A 20,323-nucleotide genomic window follows, 5' to 3' on the forward strand; every position below is an offset into this window, starting at 1 on the left:
ACATCCCCACAACAAATGGTAAATTATTAAAAAAGTTAAAGCCGCCTGATGTAGCAAAATCAGAGCGGCTCAGCTTACAGCACAGGAAAGTCTGTAAAGGTTACCTACCAGTGGAACTATTCGCTTAAAACAAACGCACTTTAAATCCCAGTTGATACTGGTCAATATGCGCATCCCAGTTGTCTACAATTTTATTATTCTTTTTGAACTGTCGGTATCTAAAATACAGCGCGCCAAGGTCTATCCCTAATGCGTAACCTATCCGTGTACGACTGTTGAATGCTGGTGTTCCATCATTGAGCTTATAAGCGTCGTCATTGAGCAACATATTAAGGTCTAGACCGCCCAGGATGGAAAATTTTCTTGTAAAATTAACTTTAAGGTACACCGGAGTGTTGAGATATTTCAGCGAACGGGTCCCTTTAGACAAACCTCCGGAAAGGGAAGCTGTGTTGTCATTAACACGTATTCTGGTTAAATTATAACTAGGTTCAACTTGAATATCCATTTTGCTATTAAGCCCAAATATCAAATCTCCCCCCAATTGATATCCCATTCTATTGGCGCCAAATGCATTCCCACTTGCACGCGAAATATTACCACCAACCCGAAGTCCAAACCCCATTTGTCCGTAACATGCGGTCTTGAAACCGAACAATCCCACGATCAAAAAACAAACTAGTGTACAATGCTTCAACTTTAATCGATCTATCTTTATCATTTTTACCATAAAACACACCATTACATTAGACCAATAACTGTTTTCCTGTAATTTGCAACTTCACAAAATAGGCTATATTATTTTTCTTTATACTTTCCTTCAATATTCGCGCTTCCTTCGTAAAGTACCTGTGGGTTCGCAAGAAGGCAAGGGTCAGTGCACACCAGATACGTTCATCGACCACCTGATTTTTTCTATAATTTACTTCCAGATACATCCTTTGATTAAGGTCAACAAAACTTTTACTCCCCAAATGAAATGAGACCGCATCCACAACTATTTCCTCCAGCAGATTTTCTGGCTTTTTCGAGGGCCTTGTTGCAAAAATGCACATTTCAACTTTTTTGATTACGGACTCTCCAACCAAATGTTCCTGTAAAAAACACCTTGCTGCAGATACGCTCCTCTGACGGGTTCCTTTTACCCCTTCAAATAGATAACCTATATCCTGAAAATAAGCGGCACAATTTACGACGAATTTATCTTCGACCGTCAAGCTATACTTTTCACTCAGGATAACTACCGCATTTACAATATCACGAACCCTATCAATCGTGTGAAAACACAGTTGTGGATTGTGGTTCTCGCGGTAACTCTGCACTAAAAAAAGATCTGCCTGCTGAAGTAAGTTTGTGTAATCCATTTAAACAAAACTAAAATTCCGTAAAAAATAGATTTAACATATTATACCAAAGGGGCTATTTTTTATACCAAAGGGCTCTTAAACAAAAAAGGCCAGGTAATCATACCTCGCCTTTATCCTTAAATTTTCCTTTTTCTATCAATTATCCCAAGCACCAAATCGCTTTAGATGGTTAATTGCTGTTATTTATGACATTATTTGATCGTTACAGCAAAAGCATATTCATCGGGAGGAAGACATTGTGAAGCGTCACAAGCTTGCCATTCCACTGTACCTTTTACTGTTGCAGTTCCTTTGTTGAGCGAAACTTTTTGCTGAAAGATCACTTCATTTGTAAAGTATCCTACATCCATTTTGAAAACCTCTTCGTGTTTAATCTTTGGTTTTGGTTCAGCAGTCTTACCTACCAACGCATAGTCAGCGGCTTTACTGAAATTGAAAGATGTTGGAATTGGTCCTCCATCTTTTACATTTTGAGAGTAAATGTGCCAACCATCTTGAATGGTAGCCTTCACGTAAACCATAGCTTCCTTGTTGTTCAATTTTTTGCTGGCCACAGTCCATTTTACAGGTTTATGGATCTGAGCGAATGCGCCCGAAACGGCGAACATAACCACGGTCACTAACAATAAAATCTTTTTCATGTTTGTATCAATTTTTCAGTTTATTATTTCATCGGCAGCACATTTCATACAGTATTTTTTCTGTAAAAAACACCACTTAAATGCTTACAACAATATTCGCTATAAACAGAATAAAACACAATATGATCACAATAAAACAATAAATTTTATCAAAAAAAACTAATTAAACCATATTTTTTACACTTTTATAGGCTCAGTTTTTTCAATTCCAGTAATATATTCAAAAAAGGCTATCAGACTAAAACAAAGGGAATTGTCAAACATTGTCTGTTGTGAGCTTGTGAACGCGTTCTGCTCTACAACTCCATCCCGAGCGAATCAATTTTACATAATTATCTGTATCTTATGCATGATTCACATTTATGCCATGGCTATACCAACCACAAAAGACGAACTCCTTCAAGCTATCCGTACAAATTACAGTAATCTTGTCTGTGAACTTTCCGATATTCCAGTCGATCAAACTAATCTTCTTATACTCCAGGGTCATGCTAAAGGAACAGTAATGAGTATAAATAATCTAATTTCCTATTTAATTGGCTGGGGTGAGCTGGTTCTCAAATGGAATAAGAAAAGTGAAGATGACAAAGAGGTTGATTTTCCGGAGACTGGTTTTAAATGGAATGAACTAGGCAAACTGGCTCAAAAATTTTATCAGGATTATGCCGACCTCGATTTTACGACTTTGTGCGCAAAACTAGATCAAACTGTTTTAACAATTGTGGAACTCCTTGAGCAAAAAACAAACATGCAGCTTTATGGTGTAACCTGGTATGGAAAATGGACCTTAGGCAGAATGATTCAATTTAACACCGCTTCACCTTATCAAAATGCAGTCGGGAGAATCCGTAAGTGGAAAAAAGAAAAAAAATAGTAAACCATAGCTGGATAAATATTGTTATTCAATAAACACATATAATCATTACTATGGGAAATCTATTATATACTATCGCTGTTATTTTGGTCCTGATATGGGCAATCAGTTTTTTTGGCGGATTTGTTGGCGGAGGGCTAATTCATATTCTTTTGGTTATCGCTATCATTGCTGTGCTTCTGCGTGTAATTAAAGGGAACGCGTGAAGACTGTAAGCAGTTTATTGATTACGATAAAAAGCTCCTCATTTTAACGCTGAGGAGCTTGTATTTGCTGTAAATTCTTCAGTTAAGAAACTTAAATATTCAGATCTCCTTCTTTACCTATATCTTCCGTTTCACCTGTTAGTCTAACTTTTAGCATCTTAAACAGGTTGACAATCATATTGGAGTCTGAATCCCAATAATGAGCATCTTTAGGCGTAACACGCAACAATCGGATATTGGGATCCTCCTTACCTTTATCAAACCATCCTTCCATCATTTTGTTCCAGTAACGATCTATCCTTTCCTGATCTCGCGAAAGACTCGCTTTACCATTTATACTTAGAAAGGTGTAGTGTTTTGGGTCCGCATAAAATAAGGAAGCTTTTGGGTTTTGTGCGATATTCTTAAAGGTATCGCTCTCAGCAGAACAAATAAACCAAATATCTCCATCTTCGTCTACTTCTTGTCTACTCATTGGAACCCCATGTGGATACTCCGATTCAGCTGGGAATGAACACACTGTTCCCACATCGATTTGATCTACAATTGCTTTAAGCTTATCTAAAGCTTCTTTGTTATTTAAATTATTCTCTGCCATAATATGTCGTTTATTAAGGAACAGTATCCTGTAGAAAATCGTTTATTTTTTCAGCAAATTCAGGCTATCTTGGGTAGTGAAAGGGGAAAAGTACGAATAAAAAAAGGCAAATCAAGTAATTTTACGCATCCTTAATACTAATAATATTAGTAATTTTACATCAAAATAGTAGAAAATAAATCATGTTTGGTTTTGATGATAAATTGCAAATATTAGCTGATGCCGCTAAGTATGACGTAAGTTGCAGCTCAAGCGGAAGTAAACGAAAAAATAGTGGTGGTATAGGTGATTCATCGACTAGTGGCATTTGTCATACCTACACCGAAGATGGTCGCTGCGTCTCCCTGCTAAAAATTTTAATGACCAATTATTGCATCTACGACTGTTCATTTTGTGTGAGCCGACGAAGCAATGACGTACAACGGGCAGCATTTTCGGTAAAGGAAATTGTCGAATTGACCATGAACTTCTACCGTCGTAATTATATTGAGGGTCTTTTTTTAAGTTCGGGTATTTTCAAATCTGCCGACTATACCATGGAACGCTTAATGTTGGTCGTCAAGAAACTTCGGACGGAAGAACGGTTTAATGGTTATATCCATCTCAAGGCCATTCCGGGTGCGAGTGAATCGTTATTAAAAGAAGCAGGTCTATATGTTGACCGGATGAGTGTGAACCTCGAAATTCCCACTGAGGAGGGACTCAAGCTAGTTGCTCCCGAAAAGGATCATCAATCCGTTCGCGAGCCTCTAGCGATTATTAAAAATGAAATCCTCAACCTTCGGCAGGATCGAAAAAAAGAGAAGAAAACACCCTTGTTTGTACCAGCAGGCCAAAGTACACAGCTGGTTATTGGAGCAACTCCAGAGAGCGACCTACAGATTATGCAGGCCGCCAATACATTCTATAAAGATTACGATCTCAAACGGGTTTATTATTCGGGTTATATTCCCATCAACGCGACCGATTCCAACCTTCCCCAAATTGGGACATCACCACCTCTTGTACGTGAAAACAGACTTTATCAGACGGATTGGCTACTTCGGTTTTATGGTTTTTCGCTTCATGAAATACTCAACAGCACGCATCAACATCTCGATCTAGAAATAGACCCTAAGCTTGCTTGGGCGCTACGCAACCCACAATTCTTTCCCATCGACATCAACAGCGCTACGTATGAGTGGATTATCCGAATCCCCGGTATTGGCAGGCAATCCGCAAACAAAATTGTACAGTCGCGCAAATATGGAAAATTAAAGGAATATCAACTTCGAAAAATAGGAATTGCCTATAATCGCGCCAAATATTTTATGGTTTGCCAAGATACATGCATAGCAGGAGGCTTCCATTATCCCGAAAAAATCAGAAAGTCTATTCTTGAAAGTAACCCGCGTACACTGGTCACGGCTTCCAATACACAGCTAACACTTTTCTAATGGACTATATTTTTGACGGAAGTTATTCCGGATACCTCTGTTGTGTATTTGAAGCCTTTGAACGGAAAGAATTTGATAGCATTCCCACAACAGAAAAGTCTATGGAAATTAATATTTTTTCGGAGAAGCGACAGGTTCATACTGATGTAAAAAAAGCCATGCGCATTTTAGTGGGAATGGAAAAGATACTCGGAGCACAAGAAACAAAAATTTTTTATCATAACTTTTTGTCCGATAATCAATCTGAATGGCTCAATGGATTTCGGTTGATCATCGAACTTTTTCGAAGGGGAAAATTGGATATACGCAATTATGGATACCCACCTGTACTCCGTATCCATCAGACGATCAAAAAGATCAGCCGCGAACGACACCGCATGAAGGCTTTTATCCGATTTGTCAAGTCTAACGATAATCTCTACACAGCCATCGTTGAACCCGATTTCAATGTGATTCCCCTGGTTGTAGACTTCTTTAAAAACCGATTTGCCGACCAGTGCTGGTTAATTTATGATATACGGCGAAACTATGGCTTCCATTATGATCGCAAAAATATCTTGGAGGTATCCAACAACAATACACATGAGGTTCAAGATCCATATCAGCTAGAAGTGGATCTCGATCCTCAAGAAAAAGATTATCAGCATCTCTGGAAGACTTATTTTAAGAGTACCTCTATTGAATCACGCAAAAACCTGAAGCTTCACTTAAGACATGTTCCCAAACGTTACTGGAAATATCTCGTCGAAAAACAATAAGTCCCTAATTAGTGAAAATCCTATTTCATATCATTATTTTGATCCGCCAAACAGCTTGCTCACCAACCAAATGACAATAGCGACTACGACAACAACCAATAAGATGCCCGACCATACACCAGCTTTAAATATACCTTCAATTGCTGCACAGCTAGACACGAGCACCAATAAACTCGACATGAGCGCAAATGGAATTATCTTTTTCATAAATACCTGTTTTAATTATTAATTGGAAGTATGACAATACTGGCCTTGAAAATGTTTTACAGCAATGACGTTCATGTACTTTTTACATCTCACTGCGGATACGTCCGATACGTTCACTGCATTAAATACTTGAGCAGTCCGTATTTTTTGTCACAAAGTGAATGCGCTACGTTATTTACACCCTAAAAATACGGTTAACGGGCCAAGGGAAGCTTTTGGGTACAGCATTTGATTCTGTTTACCCAAATAGCAAAATAGAATTTAAACAATAATTGACTAAAGATATGGACACTATACACCAAAAAGCGCAAAAAATAGGATTGGAAAAAGGTTATTATCTATTATTAATGGCTATATTGGATTTACCTGTTGATGGTAAGAAAAAATCGGAAAAGAAAAAAATAAACATAAAGCCTTTTTCAACTACATGAAAAAGGCTTTTAGTCATATTTACATCAACAATTTTTCCTAAACTCCTCAGGACTCATTCCTTTATTTGCTTTAAAAAATGTACTGAAATATGGTACATTTTCAAAACCAAGTTCAAAGGCAATTTCTTTTACCGTTTTAAAAGTATGATAAAGCAATCGCTCGGCCTCCAATAGTATGCGTCCACGGATAATAGTACCGCAGCTCGTCGATCTTTTTTTTCGACAAATCCGATTAAGATAGTTGATCGATATATTCAATTGCGCTGCATAAAATGACGGATAACGCTGCTGCGCATAATGACTATCAACCAAAGATTCGAAACTTCGGATTTTATCGTCATCATCCTCCTGCTTTACAACTACATGATCGACCACGATATGCCGTCCCAAAATCTGAAGCAACATGGTTAAGTAGCGGCTCAATACACCGTGAGCACTCAATTTAACTGAATTATAAGCAGTTTCCATCAAACTTACTATATGTAGACAACTGATCATATCTTCTTTCGAGTGCACAAAAGCGTGCTTACATCTACTCCTTAAAAAATGAAAGGATTTTCTTACAGCAGTGTTCTGCCTTTCCATGAAAAAAGATTCTGTAAATAAGACACTGTATCCTTCTACAGACGAACCTGCCTGAAAACTACACACACAATTTGAATTTATGCTGATTATATCATGGGCAGCTATAATCTGTACGCTCTGATCCGCTACCATAGACAGTTCACCACCCTTGATAAACAAAAGGGTATAAAAAGATCTTAGATGGAGCGTATTTTGATTTGCTTTAGCTTGTAAAAAAGCTGCTATAGGCATAATAACGATTCCCTTCGAAGTGGAATCAATATCTTCTAATTTTAGAAAATCTAGTTTCTCTTTTCGTATTACCATTTCTTTATGATTATTCTGTAAAAAAATATTTGTAGAATAATCAAATGATAGGCGGTCTAAAAATTTCAGGTAGTATACCTCCGAAGGTATCGGAGGCAAAGTCTTTCGGATAGACAGTCTTCACAGCAGGTACTATTGGATAGCACAGCAAGATTTCCTTCACATACTGCACAAAGACCAATATTTCCACCCCCTTCATTTTGGCAAGCACATTGTTCACATCCTTTTGTTCAACCGTCTTTTCGCTGAGGAAACAGAAACCTTTGCAGCTCACTGCCGGTTCAAAACGATTGACGCAGAGATTTTGCTCGATATACGTGCGATTGCACTCAAATTCAATAAATGCCCACAATAGATTGGTTGCCTGCACACATATTGCCCAAGCCATTATCATACAAAACCACCATCTACAGCGCTGAAACTTCATTGATCCGATCTATTTTGTTGTGCTATTACGTTCGCGCAAATATTCTAAAATGGCACGTGCCTCTTCTTGCTTCAAGCCCAAACTAATCATTGGCGAACCATATTCCTTGCTAAGTACTTTTGCGTCGGCATCTTTCTCCAGCATGGTTGCCGGATCTAGCATCATGTTCATAATCCACTCCGGGGTACGACGTTTGATGACAGCATCCAATGATGGTCCTACTAATGTGCGGTCAAAACTATGGCACATTGCACATTTCGACACAAATAGTTCTACACCTCTATTTGCAAGCTGCGCATCAAAGGGTTTGTGTTCAAAGGACGTAATGGTTCCTACACCTTTGGATCCCTCTGTTTTATAATCGAGCATAGCCGCAGGCTCATCTACGGAAGGTTGCTGGGCACTATCTTCTTTCTTGACTTTTGTACCCTCATTTCCGCTGCACGCCAGTATAGCTACAAAACCGAAACAGCCTAGGATTACGTTGATTCTCTTTTTCATTTTTATTGTTTAAGTATATTGGTAAAATAAATTCTGTTTGTATTAAGTGACCTGCACCAGATATTTTATATCATCCTGATTTGATTTTTTGCCCTCTTTCCATAGTTCGACAATGACTTCCCAACGACCAGGCATAGAAAAATTAACAGTGCCTTCATAGTAACCATTACCTGTACTTTCAGCAGCAAAATTTTCCGAAGACCCCGTTTCCGTAGTAGGCCTATTGATCTTTAGTTTAACGACATAATGATCTAATACCGGAAAATGATGACCATCCATTTTATTCATTAAAAATCGGATCGGATGCTTTCCCTGCTTTACGCTATCAGGCAATAGGCAGGAAATAAATACGCGACTATCGTCTCTAGTTCCTGAGCTCATTGTTCGCATGGTTGCTGCTGAAGTAACCGGAATCTTGATGGCAAGTGTATCTTTTAGGCGATTGTGACTACGTATCGTATGTAATTGCCAGCCCTTTCCCATCTGCGGGATATCTGCCATAATAAAAACCATTGGGCCTCGATACCAGCCTTCGCCGAGCGCGACGGGATGCTCAAAGGGGCCTCCATGCTTCATACGTCCCATACTCATTTCTGGATAGAAATCAAGGGATTTGTCATTGATCGGAATTCCCGAGGTATCTCTTAAACGCAGATAAATGGTATGATATTTATTGTTGAGTTTGGCATCCGCATATACGGTATAATTGGTAACATCCCAAACAGTATCCGCTATAAAGACCAGATCGGACTCCTCAGGCAGGATAAAATCCGTAGCATTCTTACCCTTCTTTTTTGAATGGTCGGCAGTACAGGATGAAGTTGAAAAAGCAACTGAAAACGCGAGTAGCAGTAAGATTACGCCCCCGACAGTCCCGACACGGGAATATAAATTCATATGTATTGATTTAAATCTTTTGAAAATAGACAGTACCTGCCATCAGTCAACATGCCGACAGCCCGTACGAAAAGCAAAATGACTTAAACCAAAGGTGGATGAAAAATAGTAAAGATTGGTCTATAGGAATAGTTTGCCTGATATGCTGGAAGTAAGGTCTCCGCAGCTGCTTCTTCAAAAAAAGCGATATCAAGGTTAAAACATTGCTGATTATTGATAAATACAACGTCGATTATACGAGATTCCAGGTTCTTTTGTTCCTTCTCCTCATGTTCACGCATTTTCTTCATCAAAATACATTGTCCTCTACAGGAAAGTGCCTTTTCGTTGAATCGATTGATACACTCATTCTTAGCGATATAATCTCTGTTAAATTCAAAAACAGTCCATAGCCAAACCGACGAGAAGCTCTGCAGGAGCATCAGCGGCAGTAAAATCCATATCAATTGTTTCGCTTTCATGTATCGCTAGTGAAGCAAATATACTAATTATTGACATATCAGCAACGAACTGCCTCTTTTCAAAACGCCCAAATGTTTTCTAAAACATCAAGAAGTTTTAGTACATTTAGCTAAAAATCACGCGCTTTGAGCAAATGAAGTTTAATCCTCTTTTAGTCATTAAATTATTACTTGGGCTGTTTATATGCATCGGAATAGCTTTGACCATATTGATGATGGTTCATGAAAGCAAAGTTGTGGGAGGATATGTCGTTTCTGGACTTTTCATACTATTCCCCGGTATTATCCTGTACGGTATGACCGTTGGATTTCGAGTATCCGAAAAAACCATAACACGACAGATTGCCCAACAGGAAAGTGTAACATCCGATCATAAAGGCCTATACTATCAAATCCCCTTGCTAAAAACAACCCAATTTATCTCCTGGGAAATTATCGAGACCATTATCTACAGCAACTACCACAGCGACGACCAGGCGCAGTTCAACTTTTATCTGACACAACCGGCATTGCAAATCGCCTCAGAAAAGCCAGGATGGATAGCGAAAGTTCTCTTACCCTTGATAAAAACAAGTAAAAAGGTCGTTATTTACGAAAATTGCAGCAATTTTCGCGAAATCCAGAAAATGCTAGAGAAACATTTTTCCACCATCAACCCCGTTGACATAAACGAAGTCCATGGAAAAGGAACACTACTGAGCTCAAAGACCACCTTAAGGGAAAATACGATTCAGATCGAAGAATATTGGAAACCTAATCCAAATTTTGAACCTGAAAAAGTCATTTATGATCGATACAACCGGACTATTGATGAACTGAAACAATCAAAAAACAGCAAAAATTTGTTTTCCTGAGCAAAATCACCCACGTCATCGTGTAATATTCAACAGGTATTGCTTATTATTTATTACTACGTTGGTGCATTGGCTGGGTGATATTAATGTTCGCAGCTGAGGCAAGCAGAATAAAAATCCAAAATAAGCTGATCGGAGATATGACATAAATTCCAGCAATTGTTGCTGATAAAATGGATAAATTTGTACCCGTTAACATTATTACGATGATTAAAAGAATAACAGCATATTGGAATGACCGTAGTAGCTCCTGGCGCAAGGAAAGGGATGAAGCTTGGTCCCGGCCGGAGACCGAACGCTGGCTTGCGTTTTTCAAGTCGGTCCGTAGCCAGACTACGGGCAATAAAGTACTTGAAGTTGGTACTGCTACCGGATATTTTGCCAACATTATGACCCTTGCCGGTTTTGAAGTTACTGCCGTTGACCTCTCCCCGCAGATGATTGAATATGCAAAACTCGTCAGCGAAGAACTAGAACTTCGCGTAGACTATCGGGTCATGGATGCACAAGTACTACAATTTGAAGCCAACACCTTTGACTTCGTCTTCACCAGGTTGATGACATGGACCATCCCCGATCTTGAAAAATGCTACCGCGAGATGGAACGTGTACTTAAACCGGGTGGAAAACTGATCAACCTGGATGCCGATTTTGGGAAAACGGTCTTTAGTACCGACAGGCACGATGAATGCCCATCGGGCGCCATCGATCAGATCAATGACATCAAATCGGCATTGGACATCAGTGCACATCCACGTCCTGCCAAAGACGTCGAACTATTGGAAGCAGTTGGATTTGATTCTATTGAAGTCGATATGGATGCACAAAATCGTATTCTTGAACTCCCTTTCGAAACTGAAGGACTTTTTATGCTAGAGGCTATCAAAAAGTAAAATTTGTTCAACACCTTTGATGTGTTTTTCGTCTGGAAAAACCGCAAAATAATTGGTTTACGGATCTTTCATACCAACCGATCTTTCATGAAAAACTAAGTTTGTCATTTAAATTTTCATCAAAAAAGCCCGATCTATATCGGGCTTTTACAGTAGATAGATTGTTATCAAGAGACAGCCTGATAAGCCTTCCGCGGAAACGAGATCCGAACAGAAACGCCTGTACCATGCTGATTCTCGAACTGCATTTTTCCATCAATCCGTTTGATCAAATCCTTACAGAGGGAGATACCCAACCCTGCACCATTTTTGCTCTCAGATTTTTTACGGTCCCAGCTATTGACAAAATTTAGATTATGGAGGACTTCCGACGTAAGTTCTTCCCCTTCGTTGCTGACGATAAGTTCCCACCGATCGTTCGGATCATCTATCAGTTGCAGCACAATGCTACCGCCGACTCGTCCATATTTAATGGCGTTGCTAATCACATTTCTAAGCACAAAAGCGAGAATTCCTTTATGTGTATCCGCCCAAAAATCCGGACTCACCGAATTTATGATCTGTAAATTGAAACGCTGGATTTCTAGCGTATAGATCCCCAATACCGCATCAATTTGATCGCGAATATTACAGTTCTCGGTATTTTCAAGTTTATCCCGGAGTTGTGACTCTGTCCATAGTAAGACCTCTTCCAACATCGTACGCGATCTAGCCACTTGTCCTTTTAGATTTAAAAAGATGAGTTTAAGCTCCTCCTTATCAACTAGAGAAATATCATCAATCGCCAACAAAATTTCGACCGATGCAAATGGCGCTCTTAGATCATGTGAGGCAATCGATAAGACTTTAGTCTTGAAACTCTCGGCAATTTTTAATTCTTCATTATAATGGTGAATACGAATTGCCTGTTCACTGAGGATACTGTTTGCGGTCGTCAATTTGAGCTGCTCGACCTTTAACAACCGATTCTTTCGGATTAAAAAGTAGATCAGTACGCCTATCAGCGTTTTACTGATGACTATTCCAACAATAAGTAAGGTAATAATAGTTTGGCTTTGCACAATTTTTAGGTAATAAATTAACAATAATGACTAATGGAATATCAAAGCTAAACAATCACATGCTAATTAAAAAATTTACCTTAAAAAAAATTACACTTACCTCGATTCTTTCTTAATTCATTAAAAAAAAAGCTAGATCAATATTGACCTAGCCTTTAAAAAAAAACTATCCTCTAATAGACGTATACCTTATATACCTTTGGTCTAATGAACAATAGCTCAGTAAAATAGTTTTAAGTATTTTATTTTTGTTAATTCACCAAATAAACCAATCTATTTTTAAATCCATTTCGGCGATGCTGCACTTTCAGCAAAGATTTCCTAAATTTCCAAAGCCTGCCTAAAGTCTACTGAATATGCTCAAAATTATTTGCGTTTGGGTATGGCTGTCATCACATCCAGTGACATATCCATCGCTTTCTTGGCCCACTTTTTCAGATTGTCCAAATCAGCTGCTTTTAACGCCTTATTTCCAAAGATTACCGCATTAAGTGAATAATTTTTGGCATTCGCACAATTGCAATCTGGAATTATACTGTAGGCAGAAGCTTCTTTTGCTTTACCTACGGCGTCCTTAAGCAAAACTTTGGCATCATCCAGTGATCCAGCCTGATAGGCTTTTTTAAAGCTCATAAAGGCCATCTCGGCATAGGTAGATGCCATACCGCAGCCCGTATTTACCTTTTTGTTCTCCTGGGCCATTACCGAAAAAAACATACTCAGCAAGGTCATCGTAAAAAAATATTTCTTTTTCATGATAAGGGTATAATTATAGGGGTATATCTAACTTAAAAACGCTATTTTATCGTTACTGTTTCTTTAATATCGAAAGAGCAATGTCCATTGTTCAATCCTACCTTAGCAATGGCTGTATACGTCCCCGCTTTTGTGTAGGTATGACTCGCATCTCGTCCTGTAAAATCTTGCACCGTGCCATCACCAAAGTCCCAGCGAACCGCATTGTCCACTGTTTGCTTGCCGGTATATGTAATGTTAAAATCAATCTTTGATGCATTTGATTCTGAAGCTTTGTGATCCACATCAACTAGAATGGATTGACCGAAGCAATCCACCACGCTCTTCTCAACTTTATCACCGCAGGAAGAGACTGCTATCAGCCCCAAAAACAGTAGGCTCTTTTTTACAAGTTCCATAGAATAATCTGATTACACTTTTTTTGACAAGATAACAAGATATCCGTAACAACGTTTTCACTTTGTCCATTTTTTTTCTTGAAGAAAAATAACACATAATTCACAAAAACTTAATTATTTAAAAATACAGTACAAATAAACTTTGTTTAGTATTACAAAACTTATGTATTTTTATATAAAATGAAAAACCTAGCAACATATTACGTATTTGATCGTGCCAATACAGCGCTCTCCAAAGTGATTAAACCTATTCCACCTTTGCAGGATGGTGAAATTTTGGTCAACATACGTTATACCACACGCTGTGGCATCAGGCTCGTCGGGACAGGCATTGGTGTAATGAATATGTTTGCGTATGTATTTGCTGCTGTCGGTGAACCTTTGTTTGGCAAGCTGATCGATTACACGGGCAATACTGCCAATATATTTCTTTTCGTTGCGCTAATATGTGCGATATGTGCAACAATCATTAGTTTTGTCCAAAGCCCAAAATCAATATCAATTAAAAAACCATGATAAACCGAAAAAAATTCCTAAAAATTGGCAGCCTGGGTATTTCGGGACTTTTAGTTCCCGCCGCATTCAGCTTTGCAAAAACACATACAGACCTAGACTCTGCAGCATCTGAGAACTTGGAAGCGAGACAGCAAAACCTAAAATTCGGTATTATTGCCGACCTGCATTATGACCTTATGCATGATGGTGAACGTCGCGCTCAACTTTTTATCGATGCAATGAACCAACAACAGCCTGATTTCATTATTTCCTTAGGCGATTTCTGTCTCCCAAAATCCGCTAACAAAAAACTGATGGCTATATGGGCACAGTTTAAGGGTAAAAAACACTACGTACTGGGCAACCACGATACCGACGGCGGATTTACCAAACAGCAGGCTTTGGCTTTCTGGGATGCAACATCCCCCTATTATTCTTTTGACGATAAAGGTTTCCACTTTGTGGTGCTGGACGGCAATGAAAAAGATCCCGAAAATAAGATTGAAGGCTATCCACGTACCATTGGAAAAGAACAGCTTAGTTGGTTAAAACAGGATCTCCAACAGACAAAACTTAGAACGATTATTTTTTGCCATCAAGGGCTCGATAATACCATGGGCGGCTTAGATAATGGCATGCAGGTACGCTATTTACTTAAACAAATCAACAAGGAAGCGGGTTTCAACAAAGTCATTCTCGTTTTGACAGGACACCATCACCTCAATTATCACAATGAGATAAACGGCATACACTACGTACAGATCAATAGCTCTTCGTACTATTGGGCAGGCGAAACCTTTGAGAGCAAAGCTTTTGATGCAGCGTTCTATAAAGATCATGGTATCTTAAAACGCACATTGGTTTATCAGGATCCCATTTGGGCAACGGTATCGATTGGTAAGAAAGATATTACGATTCAGGGAACGGAAACCGTTATGGCAGGCATTCCACTCGACCAAACCGGAATTGATGTTTACAAAGACGTCTATCCCATTACGTCGAAAGTCGACTCCCGTAAACTAATGTACTGATGCAACAATCAGTGAATAGCCTGGTAAAAAATCTCCTGATCTAAAAAAAGAAGCCGCTTTCCATAACGGAAAGGCGGCTTCTTTGTACTTCTTTCTTTCGACATCTTCAAGCAGAGCAACCCTAATGATTGGGTTCTACTTTTGTTCGCTATCCGTCTGATCGAGGACTATCTGTTGAATCGGCAAAGCCATATCGATACCTTCATCAGCAAAAGCTGCATAAATTTTGGTTAATAATCCGCTCTTGACACCGCCACTATCTTTGGATATTCTGACCCAAAAATAGAGTTCGACCACCAGTGCCTGCGAGCTCACCTGCACAAATTGCACAGCAGTGCCACCTGAAGAAAGAATCTGCTCGTCCTCGTCCATTATTTTTTTAAGCTGCTGAGTTACCCGTTCAAGATCTACCCCATATTTTACCTCAAGTCGAATACTGAGACGTTTTTTGGCACCACCCTGGCTCCAGTTCATCACATGTGCATTGAGCAGATCTCCATTCGGCATAATCAGATCGGCCCCCTCAGCTGTCGCAATAACACTGCTGCGAAATCCGATAGATTTCACTTTTCCCGATCGCCCACCGATCTCAATTAGATCATCAACATTCACAGGCTTTTCAAAGGCAATGATCAAACCACTCACAAGATTGTTGACAAGCGTCTGTAAGCCGAAACCTATTCCTACACCCAATGCCCCTACGATAATTCCGATCTGCTGAACCGGAATCCCCAGCGCAGAAAAGGCCAGAAAAAATCCAATCACGATAATCGTGATCCGAACGAGCAAAATCCAACTTCCCAGTCTAAATTTATGCTGAGCCGCACCTTCCTTTTTCTCCCATTGGGAGTCCGCAGCAAAATAAGAAACGATCTTCGAAAGCACCGTTGCACAGACCATAATTAATAGAAACACCGCGAGGTTATTGACAGAAAACTGATAGTTACCCAAACGGTGTTCGGTTTCCAAAAAGTCTCTCAATGGATCTGCAAGGAACCTGAATTCGTAGAAATTTCGGCCAAAGAGCACAAACCATCCAACAATCAATACCGCATAGAAAAAAACCGGGGCTCTTTTGCCCACCCTATTATAATTGATATAAAATAATCTTCTTTCCTGCTTCTGATAGACCGAAGAAGCCAATTGCAATCCTTCATTGACCAATCGAATCACCCACAAAAACAAAATAAAAACCACAGCATTTGTCAATCCCGCCACCAAAAGCACTTTACTAAGGTTGAAACGCCCAAAAAGGTTCATTATAATGGACCCAAATTCCAGGAAAACCATAAATGCAATTGGAAAAAGTATCCAGCGTTCTTTGATCTCGTCGCGACGTTTCTTATTCAAGAGCGCCAGCAGACCGACCAGGCAGGAAAGGCTAGCAATGACAAGAATCAACCAACGTTCCGATCGTGAAGGTTGAAGCACGAGGTTATCTAATCCGGCTAAAATAAAAAGGGTCAGAATGGAAAGCCATATCGCCATCCAATACCCTGTTATTGCCGGTCTAAAAACGAGGGATAAAAAGACCGAGGCAACAGTCAATATGGTGATCGTACACACAAAAGGTGGTGCGGGAAATATAAATTGCATGACGCACAGTCCGATGATTAACCCACTCAGAAGCGGTCGGTGCAACAACAGACTTGACTGAACCGTATTTTTATCGTTGATCCTCCCGCGCAATACATAAACATAGGAAACGACGACCAGGGTTGCCAGAAAAAAGAAAAGCAGTTTTCCCAGATGCGCTCTCAAATAATAGAAATAGAGCCATTTTGCTTTCACGAATGAGAAGAAGAGGATTTCATTCATCGGTCGTTCAAACTTACTTGGGACCCAAATATTGACAAAGTTGCGAGCTATCGTTCGGTTAGAGAGCCTGTTCTGGTAGTAGAGCACCTCCTCCATATCCGATTCCAGCCGTGCCAGCTCGATATTAATTTTATTCTGCAGTTCGTGGACACTGTTGATCCGCTCTGCCAATTTCAGCGTAATGGGTGAAATCTCCCTTGCGATCACCCGAATCCTGTTCATATACCGGGCAAGATTAGCAGAATCCTTGGAGATGACAAAAAGTGCGGGGTCATTGCTCAAAGAGTCGAGATCCAACTGATAATTTGTGAGCCTATCCTGATAACGGTCCATATCGCGTTTTAAACTCCTTACCTCTATGGAAAGTGCGTTCAAAATGTTGAAGGTCACTGTAAGATTGCGCGATGATTGGGCAGACCCCTTGTTTTCGAAAACACCATCTTTTGCAATATCGTGTAAGATGATCAGCTCCTTCAGCCCCTGGTCCACGCTCAACGAATCGAAACCTTTGTGCAGAAAGGAACGCGATTGGCTCGCCAATAACTTAATATCCTCCAATACCCGATTTTGGCGGATTGCAGCACGGTCCATTTCCAAATCCCGGATACTCCTTTTAGCCGATTCTTTAAAAAATCGTTCCGTCTTGGCGACAAATCCCTGTTGAAGAGAATCTTGCGGATTACCAAATAGCACCTTTGAAAACAGTATGATGAAGAAACACGCTAAAAATTTCCTACTCATTGCCCTTGAAGTTTATTTTTTTCCTTTAGGTATTTAAATTGTACTACGAACACCTAAATGTACATATATTGCTTTAATATTGTTTCATCATCCTTCATTTAACAGCAAGATATTTTATAGTTACCCTCCCCTCAATTCGATCTTTCACAAAACCAAAGCCGCTTCGGTCAAAACGCGATCAGTAGCCTAAAAACACGTCCGGGATCATTCAACCATGATTCCAAGGCCAATTGTGCATCCTCCGCCCGATAAATAGCCGTTATCAGTTCTTCGATCGGGCAGGTTTTCATTTTCAAGTAATTCATTACCGCAGCAAAATCCTTTGCCGTGGCATTGCGCGACCCGCTGATATCCAGTTCCTTTTTGACAAAAAACTGTGTATCAAAAGGAATCGCTTCCTTTGCATACCCGATATACAGCACTCTGCCTGTATATGCAGCGGCAGCAATGGCCGCCAGGTATGTTTCCTTTCGGCCAACGGCTTCTATAACAACATCAGCTCCCATGGACTGAGTCAACACATCCAACCTCGCAAGCAGATCTTCCGTAGCGCTATTAATCGTATACTTTGCACCTAGTTTTTTCGCTAGTTCGAGCTTTTCAGTACTCACATCGACAGCAATGACTGTAGCTCCCCGTAATGCTGACCGAATGATCGCCCCCACTCCGATCATACCACATCCAAATACCAATACAATATCGCTGTCTGTTACCGATGCTCGGTCAACGGCGTGGAAGCCCACACTCATAGGTTCCACAAGAGCCAATTCTTTGGATGAAAGCTGTCCCCCAGCGATGATCTTTTCAACAGGTAAGACAAGATATTCGGTCATGGCGCCATCGCGCTGTACACCCATAGTCTCGTTGTAACGGCAAGCGTTGGGCCTATTATTCTTACATGCGGTACAAACACCACAGTTGGAATACGGATTTACGGTAACTTTTGTACCAACCTTAAGATCAGTTGTCACATTAGTCCCCAATTCCACGACCGTTGCCCCAATTTCATGCCCTGGTATGACCGGCAAATTGACCAATGGATTCAACCCCCGAAAGGTATTCAGATCTGAACCGCAGAATCCAACATAGTCTACCTTTACGAGGACATGTCCATCCTTAACAGTCGGTTGCGGAATATCCATGATTTCCACACGTCCCTCTTTCACTATTTTTATTGCTTTCATTTATAAATGGCATCAAGATTTAAATAACAATTGCGTTGATTATGAATTGTACCAAAGCTCATATCGGAATTGATGAGATTTCCTGTTTTGGAATCTTTACTATTATCGTATAGTCAAAAATAATTATATAGAATGGAGAAAGGAACTACATTAGCGATAAAAACTAACACGATATCGATCCATCCCCATATATATCACAAAACCTCTCTTTCAAAAGTACCAAATAAAGGAAGGTTATTAACGATCAGACAAATTGCTTGATGCTAAAAAAATATTGCTCAGATAAGTTCAGCTACTAGTAAAGCTGTTATGAAACCATAGCCTTCACAAAAAACAAAACGCTCGGAATAATCCTAAAAAAAAAACATAAAACGATCTCAGAGATGCGTTGATTGCGCAAAAAAAAACACATTATCGACAACTGTAGGTAAAAAGTGCTATTTTTTTTTAGAGAAAACGAGTATTATTGTATCTGAGATTAATATAGTATGTAACTATTTTTCCGCTTCGCATAATGATAAATAACGAAAAGAATAAACTCGATTTTACACTATTGAATATTGGCTATGCGGAACATCTGGCAGATTGGAACTTTCAAAATATTAAGAGTCCCTTTGCAAGAATACATTATGTATGTGAAGGTGAGGCATCTATTATTTTAAAGGATGAAATCATTAAACTTCGACCCGGCCATCTCTATCTTACACCAGCCTATATCCATCATAGCTATGCCTGTTCTGCTAAACTCTCGCTCTATTACATCCATATCTATGAAAATCCCGAAATTAGGTCAAGTATTTTTGATCGTTACACTTTTCCAAAGGAGATCAAATCTGATCAGCTATTGGAGACTGTCATCCAGCATCTCTATGCCTCGAATCCAGGTCGTGAGTTAAAAATTTACGATCCAAAGGGCTACGATAATTCATCAGAATTAATGAAAAACATGGCACTTCAGACGGCTTCGCCTTTCGCCAGAGCCTCCGAAAACCAAGCGATCATTCATTTGTTGATGAGCCGATTTCTAGCAGAAGCGACCAACAAAATACCGCAAGTAGAAAAACGACTTCTGCGTGTACTCGATTACATAGACGAAAATATCCATCATACGATTTCAATCGAACAACTTGCCAATCTGATTTTTATCTCCAAAGATCATCTGATCCGACTTTTCAAAAAACACATGAATGCCACACCGGTACATTACATCAATCAAAAAAAAATAGAAAAAGCACAGTTGATGATGTTAATCGATGAAGACAATATCCAACAGCTGTGCTTTAAATTGGGCTTTGAAAATATATCTTATTTCAACAGACTCTTTAAAAAAATAACGGGCGAAACACCTACGATTTATAAACGTCGAATAAGCAGATAAAGCAACCCATTATGAATAA

The 20,323-nt window shown here is 39.5% G+C and carries 25 protein-coding genes; 10 read left to right on the plus strand and 15 right to left on the minus strand.

From position 1 onward, the window contains the following. Nucleotides 1–124 precede the first annotated feature (124 nt). The 3 genes from BV902_RS20490 to BV902_RS20500 form a co-directional block, all read right to left on the minus strand. A complete protein-coding gene (locus tag BV902_RS20490) occupies nucleotides 125–721 on the minus strand; it encodes an outer membrane beta-barrel protein (protein WP_172840716.1) in 597 nt (198 codons plus the stop codon). Between the two features lie 25 nt (nucleotides 722–746). After that, entirely contained in the window at nucleotides 747–1,364 is a 618-nt protein-coding gene (locus BV902_RS20495; RefSeq protein WP_075993534.1) for a hypothetical protein, read from the minus strand. Nucleotides 1,365–1,558: 194 nt separating this feature from the next. Continuing rightward, nucleotides 1,559–2,008 (minus strand): protein-disulfide reductase DsbD N-terminal domain-containing protein, encoded by a 450-nt coding sequence (locus BV902_RS20500; protein WP_075993535.1) that lies wholly within the window; start codon nucleotides 2,006–2,008, stop codon nucleotides 1,559–1,561. A gap of 367 nt (nucleotides 2,009–2,375) precedes the next feature. Between BV902_RS20500 and BV902_RS20505 the strand changes: the two genes are divergently transcribed. Continuing rightward, entirely contained in the window at nucleotides 2,376–2,882 is a 507-nt protein-coding gene (locus BV902_RS20505) for a ClbS/DfsB family four-helix bundle protein (protein WP_075994899.1), read from the plus strand. Between the two features lie 53 nt (nucleotides 2,883–2,935). After that, nucleotides 2,936–3,088, plus strand: coding sequence for a lmo0937 family membrane protein (locus BV902_RS27455; RefSeq protein WP_112376008.1), 153 nt, complete (start codon nucleotides 2,936–2,938; stop codon nucleotides 3,086–3,088). A gap of 91 nt (nucleotides 3,089–3,179) precedes the next feature. Here the strand turns inward: BV902_RS27455 and BV902_RS20510 are convergent, their stop codons facing one another. Beyond that, nucleotides 3,180–3,686 carry a pyridoxamine 5'-phosphate oxidase family protein gene (locus BV902_RS20510; protein WP_075993536.1) on the minus strand — a complete coding sequence of 169 codons (507 nt, stop codon included), beginning with the start codon at nucleotides 3,684–3,686 and terminating at the stop codon, nucleotides 3,180–3,182. A 182-nt stretch (nucleotides 3,687–3,868) separates the two neighbouring features. On the opposite strand from BV902_RS20510, the gene BV902_RS20515 reads away from it, so the two are divergent. Continuing rightward, a complete protein-coding gene (locus BV902_RS20515; protein ID WP_075993537.1) occupies nucleotides 3,869–5,122 on the plus strand; it encodes a putative DNA modification/repair radical SAM protein in 1,254 nt (417 codons plus the stop codon). Then, nucleotides 5,122–5,880 carry a TIGR03915 family putative DNA repair protein gene (locus tag BV902_RS20520; protein ID WP_075993538.1) on the plus strand — a complete coding sequence of 253 codons (759 nt, stop codon included), beginning with the start codon at nucleotides 5,122–5,124 and terminating at the stop codon, nucleotides 5,878–5,880. The genes BV902_RS20515 and BV902_RS20520 overlap by 1 nt, the downstream gene beginning before the upstream one ends. 33 nt (nucleotides 5,881–5,913) lie before the next feature. Here BV902_RS20520 and BV902_RS27595 read toward each other — a convergent pair whose 3' ends face one another. Continuing rightward, entirely contained in the window at nucleotides 5,914–6,087 is a 174-nt protein-coding gene (locus BV902_RS27595) for a hypothetical protein (RefSeq protein ID WP_167512259.1), read from the minus strand. 284 nt (nucleotides 6,088–6,371) lie between these two features. On the opposite strand from BV902_RS27595, the gene BV902_RS27460 reads away from it, so the two are divergent. After that, nucleotides 6,372–6,518, plus strand: coding sequence for a hypothetical protein (locus BV902_RS27460; RefSeq protein WP_157626152.1), 147 nt, complete (start codon nucleotides 6,372–6,374; stop codon nucleotides 6,516–6,518). Between the two features lie 24 nt (nucleotides 6,519–6,542). On the opposite strand, the gene BV902_RS20525 is transcribed toward BV902_RS27460, so the two are convergent. From BV902_RS20525 to BV902_RS20545, 5 genes are all read right to left on the minus strand, one after another. Next, a complete protein-coding gene (locus BV902_RS20525; RefSeq protein ID WP_075993539.1) occupies nucleotides 6,543–7,409 on the minus strand; it encodes a helix-turn-helix domain-containing protein in 867 nt (288 codons plus the stop codon). A gap of 40 nt (nucleotides 7,410–7,449) precedes the next feature. After that, nucleotides 7,450–7,797 carry a hypothetical protein gene (locus BV902_RS20530; RefSeq protein ID WP_075993540.1) on the minus strand — a complete coding sequence of 116 codons (348 nt, stop codon included), beginning with the start codon at nucleotides 7,795–7,797 and terminating at the stop codon, nucleotides 7,450–7,452. Between the two features lie 48 nt (nucleotides 7,798–7,845). Further along, on the minus strand, nucleotides 7,846–8,337 hold the full coding sequence (locus tag BV902_RS20535; RefSeq protein WP_157626153.1) for a c-type cytochrome: 492 nt from the start codon (nucleotides 8,335–8,337) through the stop codon (nucleotides 7,846–7,848). Nucleotides 8,338–8,379: 42 nt separating this feature from the next. Beyond that, the gene (locus tag BV902_RS20540) at nucleotides 8,380–9,234 is read right to left on the minus strand and encodes a FixH family protein (RefSeq protein WP_075993541.1); all 855 of its coding nucleotides are present in this window, start codon (nucleotides 9,232–9,234) and stop codon (nucleotides 8,380–8,382) included. Nucleotides 9,235–9,317: 83 nt separating this feature from the next. After that, a complete protein-coding gene (locus tag BV902_RS20545) occupies nucleotides 9,318–9,695 on the minus strand; it encodes a hypothetical protein (RefSeq protein WP_075993542.1) in 378 nt (125 codons plus the stop codon). A 134-nt stretch (nucleotides 9,696–9,829) separates the two neighbouring features. Here BV902_RS20545 and BV902_RS20550 point away from each other — a divergent pair, with 134 nt between their 5' ends. Together BV902_RS20550 and BV902_RS20555 are read left to right on the plus strand one after the other, a co-directional pair. Continuing rightward, nucleotides 9,830–10,549: a hypothetical protein gene (locus BV902_RS20550; protein WP_075993543.1), complete on the plus strand. Its 720-nt coding sequence runs from the start codon at nucleotides 9,830–9,832 to the stop codon at nucleotides 10,547–10,549. A gap of 206 nt (nucleotides 10,550–10,755) precedes the next feature. Beyond that, nucleotides 10,756–11,442 (plus strand): class I SAM-dependent methyltransferase, encoded by a 687-nt coding sequence (locus tag BV902_RS20555; protein ID WP_075993544.1) that lies wholly within the window; start codon nucleotides 10,756–10,758, stop codon nucleotides 11,440–11,442. A 167-nt stretch (nucleotides 11,443–11,609) separates the two neighbouring features. Here the strand turns inward: BV902_RS20555 and BV902_RS20560 are convergent, their stop codons facing one another. The 3 genes from BV902_RS20560 to BV902_RS20570 form a co-directional block, all read right to left on the minus strand. Then, complete coding sequence (locus BV902_RS20560; protein ID WP_157626155.1) at nucleotides 11,610–12,503, minus strand: sensor histidine kinase; 894 nt, start codon at nucleotides 12,501–12,503, stop codon at nucleotides 11,610–11,612. A 366-nt stretch (nucleotides 12,504–12,869) separates the two neighbouring features. After that, nucleotides 12,870–13,259 (minus strand): hypothetical protein, encoded by a 390-nt coding sequence (locus BV902_RS20565; RefSeq protein WP_237241755.1) that lies wholly within the window; start codon nucleotides 13,257–13,259, stop codon nucleotides 12,870–12,872. A gap of 41 nt (nucleotides 13,260–13,300) precedes the next feature. After that, complete coding sequence (locus BV902_RS20570; protein WP_075993546.1) at nucleotides 13,301–13,657, minus strand: PKD domain-containing protein; 357 nt, start codon at nucleotides 13,655–13,657, stop codon at nucleotides 13,301–13,303. Nucleotides 13,658–13,837: 180 nt separating this feature from the next. Here BV902_RS20570 and BV902_RS27805 point away from each other — a divergent pair, with 180 nt between their 5' ends. Together BV902_RS27805 and BV902_RS20580 are read left to right on the plus strand one after the other, a co-directional pair. Next, nucleotides 13,838–14,173, plus strand: coding sequence for a hypothetical protein (locus BV902_RS27805; protein WP_216640380.1), 336 nt, complete (start codon nucleotides 13,838–13,840; stop codon nucleotides 14,171–14,173). After that, nucleotides 14,170–15,183 (plus strand): metallophosphoesterase family protein, encoded by a 1,014-nt coding sequence (locus tag BV902_RS20580; RefSeq protein ID WP_075993547.1) that lies wholly within the window; start codon nucleotides 14,170–14,172, stop codon nucleotides 15,181–15,183. The genes BV902_RS27805 and BV902_RS20580 overlap by 4 nt, the downstream gene beginning before the upstream one ends. A gap of 135 nt (nucleotides 15,184–15,318) precedes the next feature. Here BV902_RS20580 and BV902_RS20585 read toward each other — a convergent pair whose 3' ends face one another. Both BV902_RS20585 and BV902_RS20590 read right to left on the minus strand, forming a co-directional pair. Further along, the gene (locus BV902_RS20585) at nucleotides 15,319–17,742 is read right to left on the minus strand and encodes a mechanosensitive ion channel family protein (RefSeq protein ID WP_083663693.1); all 2,424 of its coding nucleotides are present in this window, start codon (nucleotides 17,740–17,742) and stop codon (nucleotides 15,319–15,321) included. Nucleotides 17,743–17,909: 167 nt separating this feature from the next. Beyond that, nucleotides 17,910–18,926 carry a zinc-binding alcohol dehydrogenase family protein gene (locus BV902_RS20590; RefSeq protein WP_075993549.1) on the minus strand — a complete coding sequence of 339 codons (1,017 nt, stop codon included), beginning with the start codon at nucleotides 18,924–18,926 and terminating at the stop codon, nucleotides 17,910–17,912. Between the two features lie 514 nt (nucleotides 18,927–19,440). Between BV902_RS20590 and BV902_RS20595 the strand changes: the two genes are divergently transcribed. After that, on the plus strand, nucleotides 19,441–20,304 hold the full coding sequence (locus BV902_RS20595) for a helix-turn-helix transcriptional regulator (protein ID WP_075993550.1): 864 nt from the start codon (nucleotides 19,441–19,443) through the stop codon (nucleotides 20,302–20,304). Nucleotides 20,305–20,323: the final 19 nt, after the last annotated feature.

The organism is Sphingobacterium sp. B29 (assembly GCF_001952815.1).
GTDB classification, from domain to species: Bacteria; Bacteroidota; Bacteroidia; order Sphingobacteriales; family Sphingobacteriaceae; genus Sphingobacterium; species Sphingobacterium siyangense.

Excerpts from the sequence above, each read along its gene's own strand:
- BV902_RS20590 (WP_075993549.1), bottom strand. The coding sequence starts at position 18,926 with ATGAAAGCAATAAAAATAGTGAAAGAGGGACGTGTGGAAATCATGGAT.
- BV902_RS20585 (WP_083663693.1), bottom strand. The coding sequence starts at position 17,742 with ATGAGTAGGAAATTTTTAGCGTGTTTCTTCATCATACTGTTTTCAAAG.
- BV902_RS20515 (WP_075993537.1), top strand. The coding sequence starts at position 3,869 with ATGTTTGGTTTTGATGATAAATTGCAAATATTAGCTGATGCCGCTAAG.
- BV902_RS27460 (WP_157626152.1), top strand. The coding sequence starts at position 6,372 with ATGGACACTATACACCAAAAAGCGCAAAAAATAGGATTGGAAAAAGGT.
- BV902_RS20550 (WP_075993543.1), top strand. The coding sequence starts at position 9,830 with ATGAAGTTTAATCCTCTTTTAGTCATTAAATTATTACTTGGGCTGTTT.
- BV902_RS20495 (WP_075993534.1), bottom strand. The coding sequence starts at position 1,364 with ATGGATTACACAAACTTACTTCAGCAGGCAGATCTTTTTTTAGTGCAG.
- BV902_RS20555 (WP_075993544.1), top strand. The coding sequence starts at position 10,756 with ATGATTAAAAGAATAACAGCATATTGGAATGACCGTAGTAGCTCCTGG.
- BV902_RS20510 (WP_075993536.1), bottom strand. The coding sequence starts at position 3,686 with ATGGCAGAGAATAATTTAAATAACAAAGAAGCTTTAGATAAGCTTAAA.
- BV902_RS20595 (WP_075993550.1), top strand. The coding sequence starts at position 19,441 with ATGATAAATAACGAAAAGAATAAACTCGATTTTACACTATTGAATATT.
- BV902_RS20500 (WP_075993535.1), bottom strand. The coding sequence starts at position 2,008 with ATGAAAAAGATTTTATTGTTAGTGACCGTGGTTATGTTCGCCGTTTCG.
- BV902_RS20570 (WP_075993546.1), bottom strand. The coding sequence starts at position 13,657 with ATGGAACTTGTAAAAAAGAGCCTACTGTTTTTGGGGCTGATAGCAGTC.
- BV902_RS20530 (WP_075993540.1), bottom strand. The coding sequence starts at position 7,797 with ATGGCTTGGGCAATATGTGTGCAGGCAACCAATCTATTGTGGGCATTT.
- BV902_RS20505 (WP_075994899.1), top strand. The coding sequence starts at position 2,376 with ATGGCTATACCAACCACAAAAGACGAACTCCTTCAAGCTATCCGTACA.
- BV902_RS27805 (WP_216640380.1), top strand. The coding sequence starts at position 13,838 with ATGAAAAACCTAGCAACATATTACGTATTTGATCGTGCCAATACAGCG.
- BV902_RS20540 (WP_075993541.1), bottom strand. The coding sequence starts at position 9,234 with ATGAATTTATATTCCCGTGTCGGGACTGTCGGGGGCGTAATCTTACTG.
- BV902_RS20490 (WP_172840716.1), bottom strand. The coding sequence starts at position 721 with ATGATAAAGATAGATCGATTAAAGTTGAAGCATTGTACACTAGTTTGT.
- BV902_RS20520 (WP_075993538.1), top strand. The coding sequence starts at position 5,122 with ATGGACTATATTTTTGACGGAAGTTATTCCGGATACCTCTGTTGTGTA.
- BV902_RS20525 (WP_075993539.1), bottom strand. The coding sequence starts at position 7,409 with ATGGTAATACGAAAAGAGAAACTAGATTTTCTAAAATTAGAAGATATT.
- BV902_RS20565 (WP_237241755.1), bottom strand. The coding sequence starts at position 13,259 with ATGAAAAAGAAATATTTTTTTACGATGACCTTGCTGAGTATGTTTTTT.
- BV902_RS20545 (WP_075993542.1), bottom strand. The coding sequence starts at position 9,695 with ATGAAAGCGAAACAATTGATATGGATTTTACTGCCGCTGATGCTCCTG.
- BV902_RS20580 (WP_075993547.1), top strand. The coding sequence starts at position 14,170 with ATGATAAACCGAAAAAAATTCCTAAAAATTGGCAGCCTGGGTATTTCG.
- BV902_RS27455 (WP_112376008.1), top strand. The coding sequence starts at position 2,936 with ATGGGAAATCTATTATATACTATCGCTGTTATTTTGGTCCTGATATGG.
- BV902_RS27595 (WP_167512259.1), bottom strand. The coding sequence starts at position 6,087 with ATGAAAAAGATAATTCCATTTGCGCTCATGTCGAGTTTATTGGTGCTC.
- BV902_RS20535 (WP_157626153.1), bottom strand. The coding sequence starts at position 8,337 with ATGAAAAAGAGAATCAACGTAATCCTAGGCTGTTTCGGTTTTGTAGCT.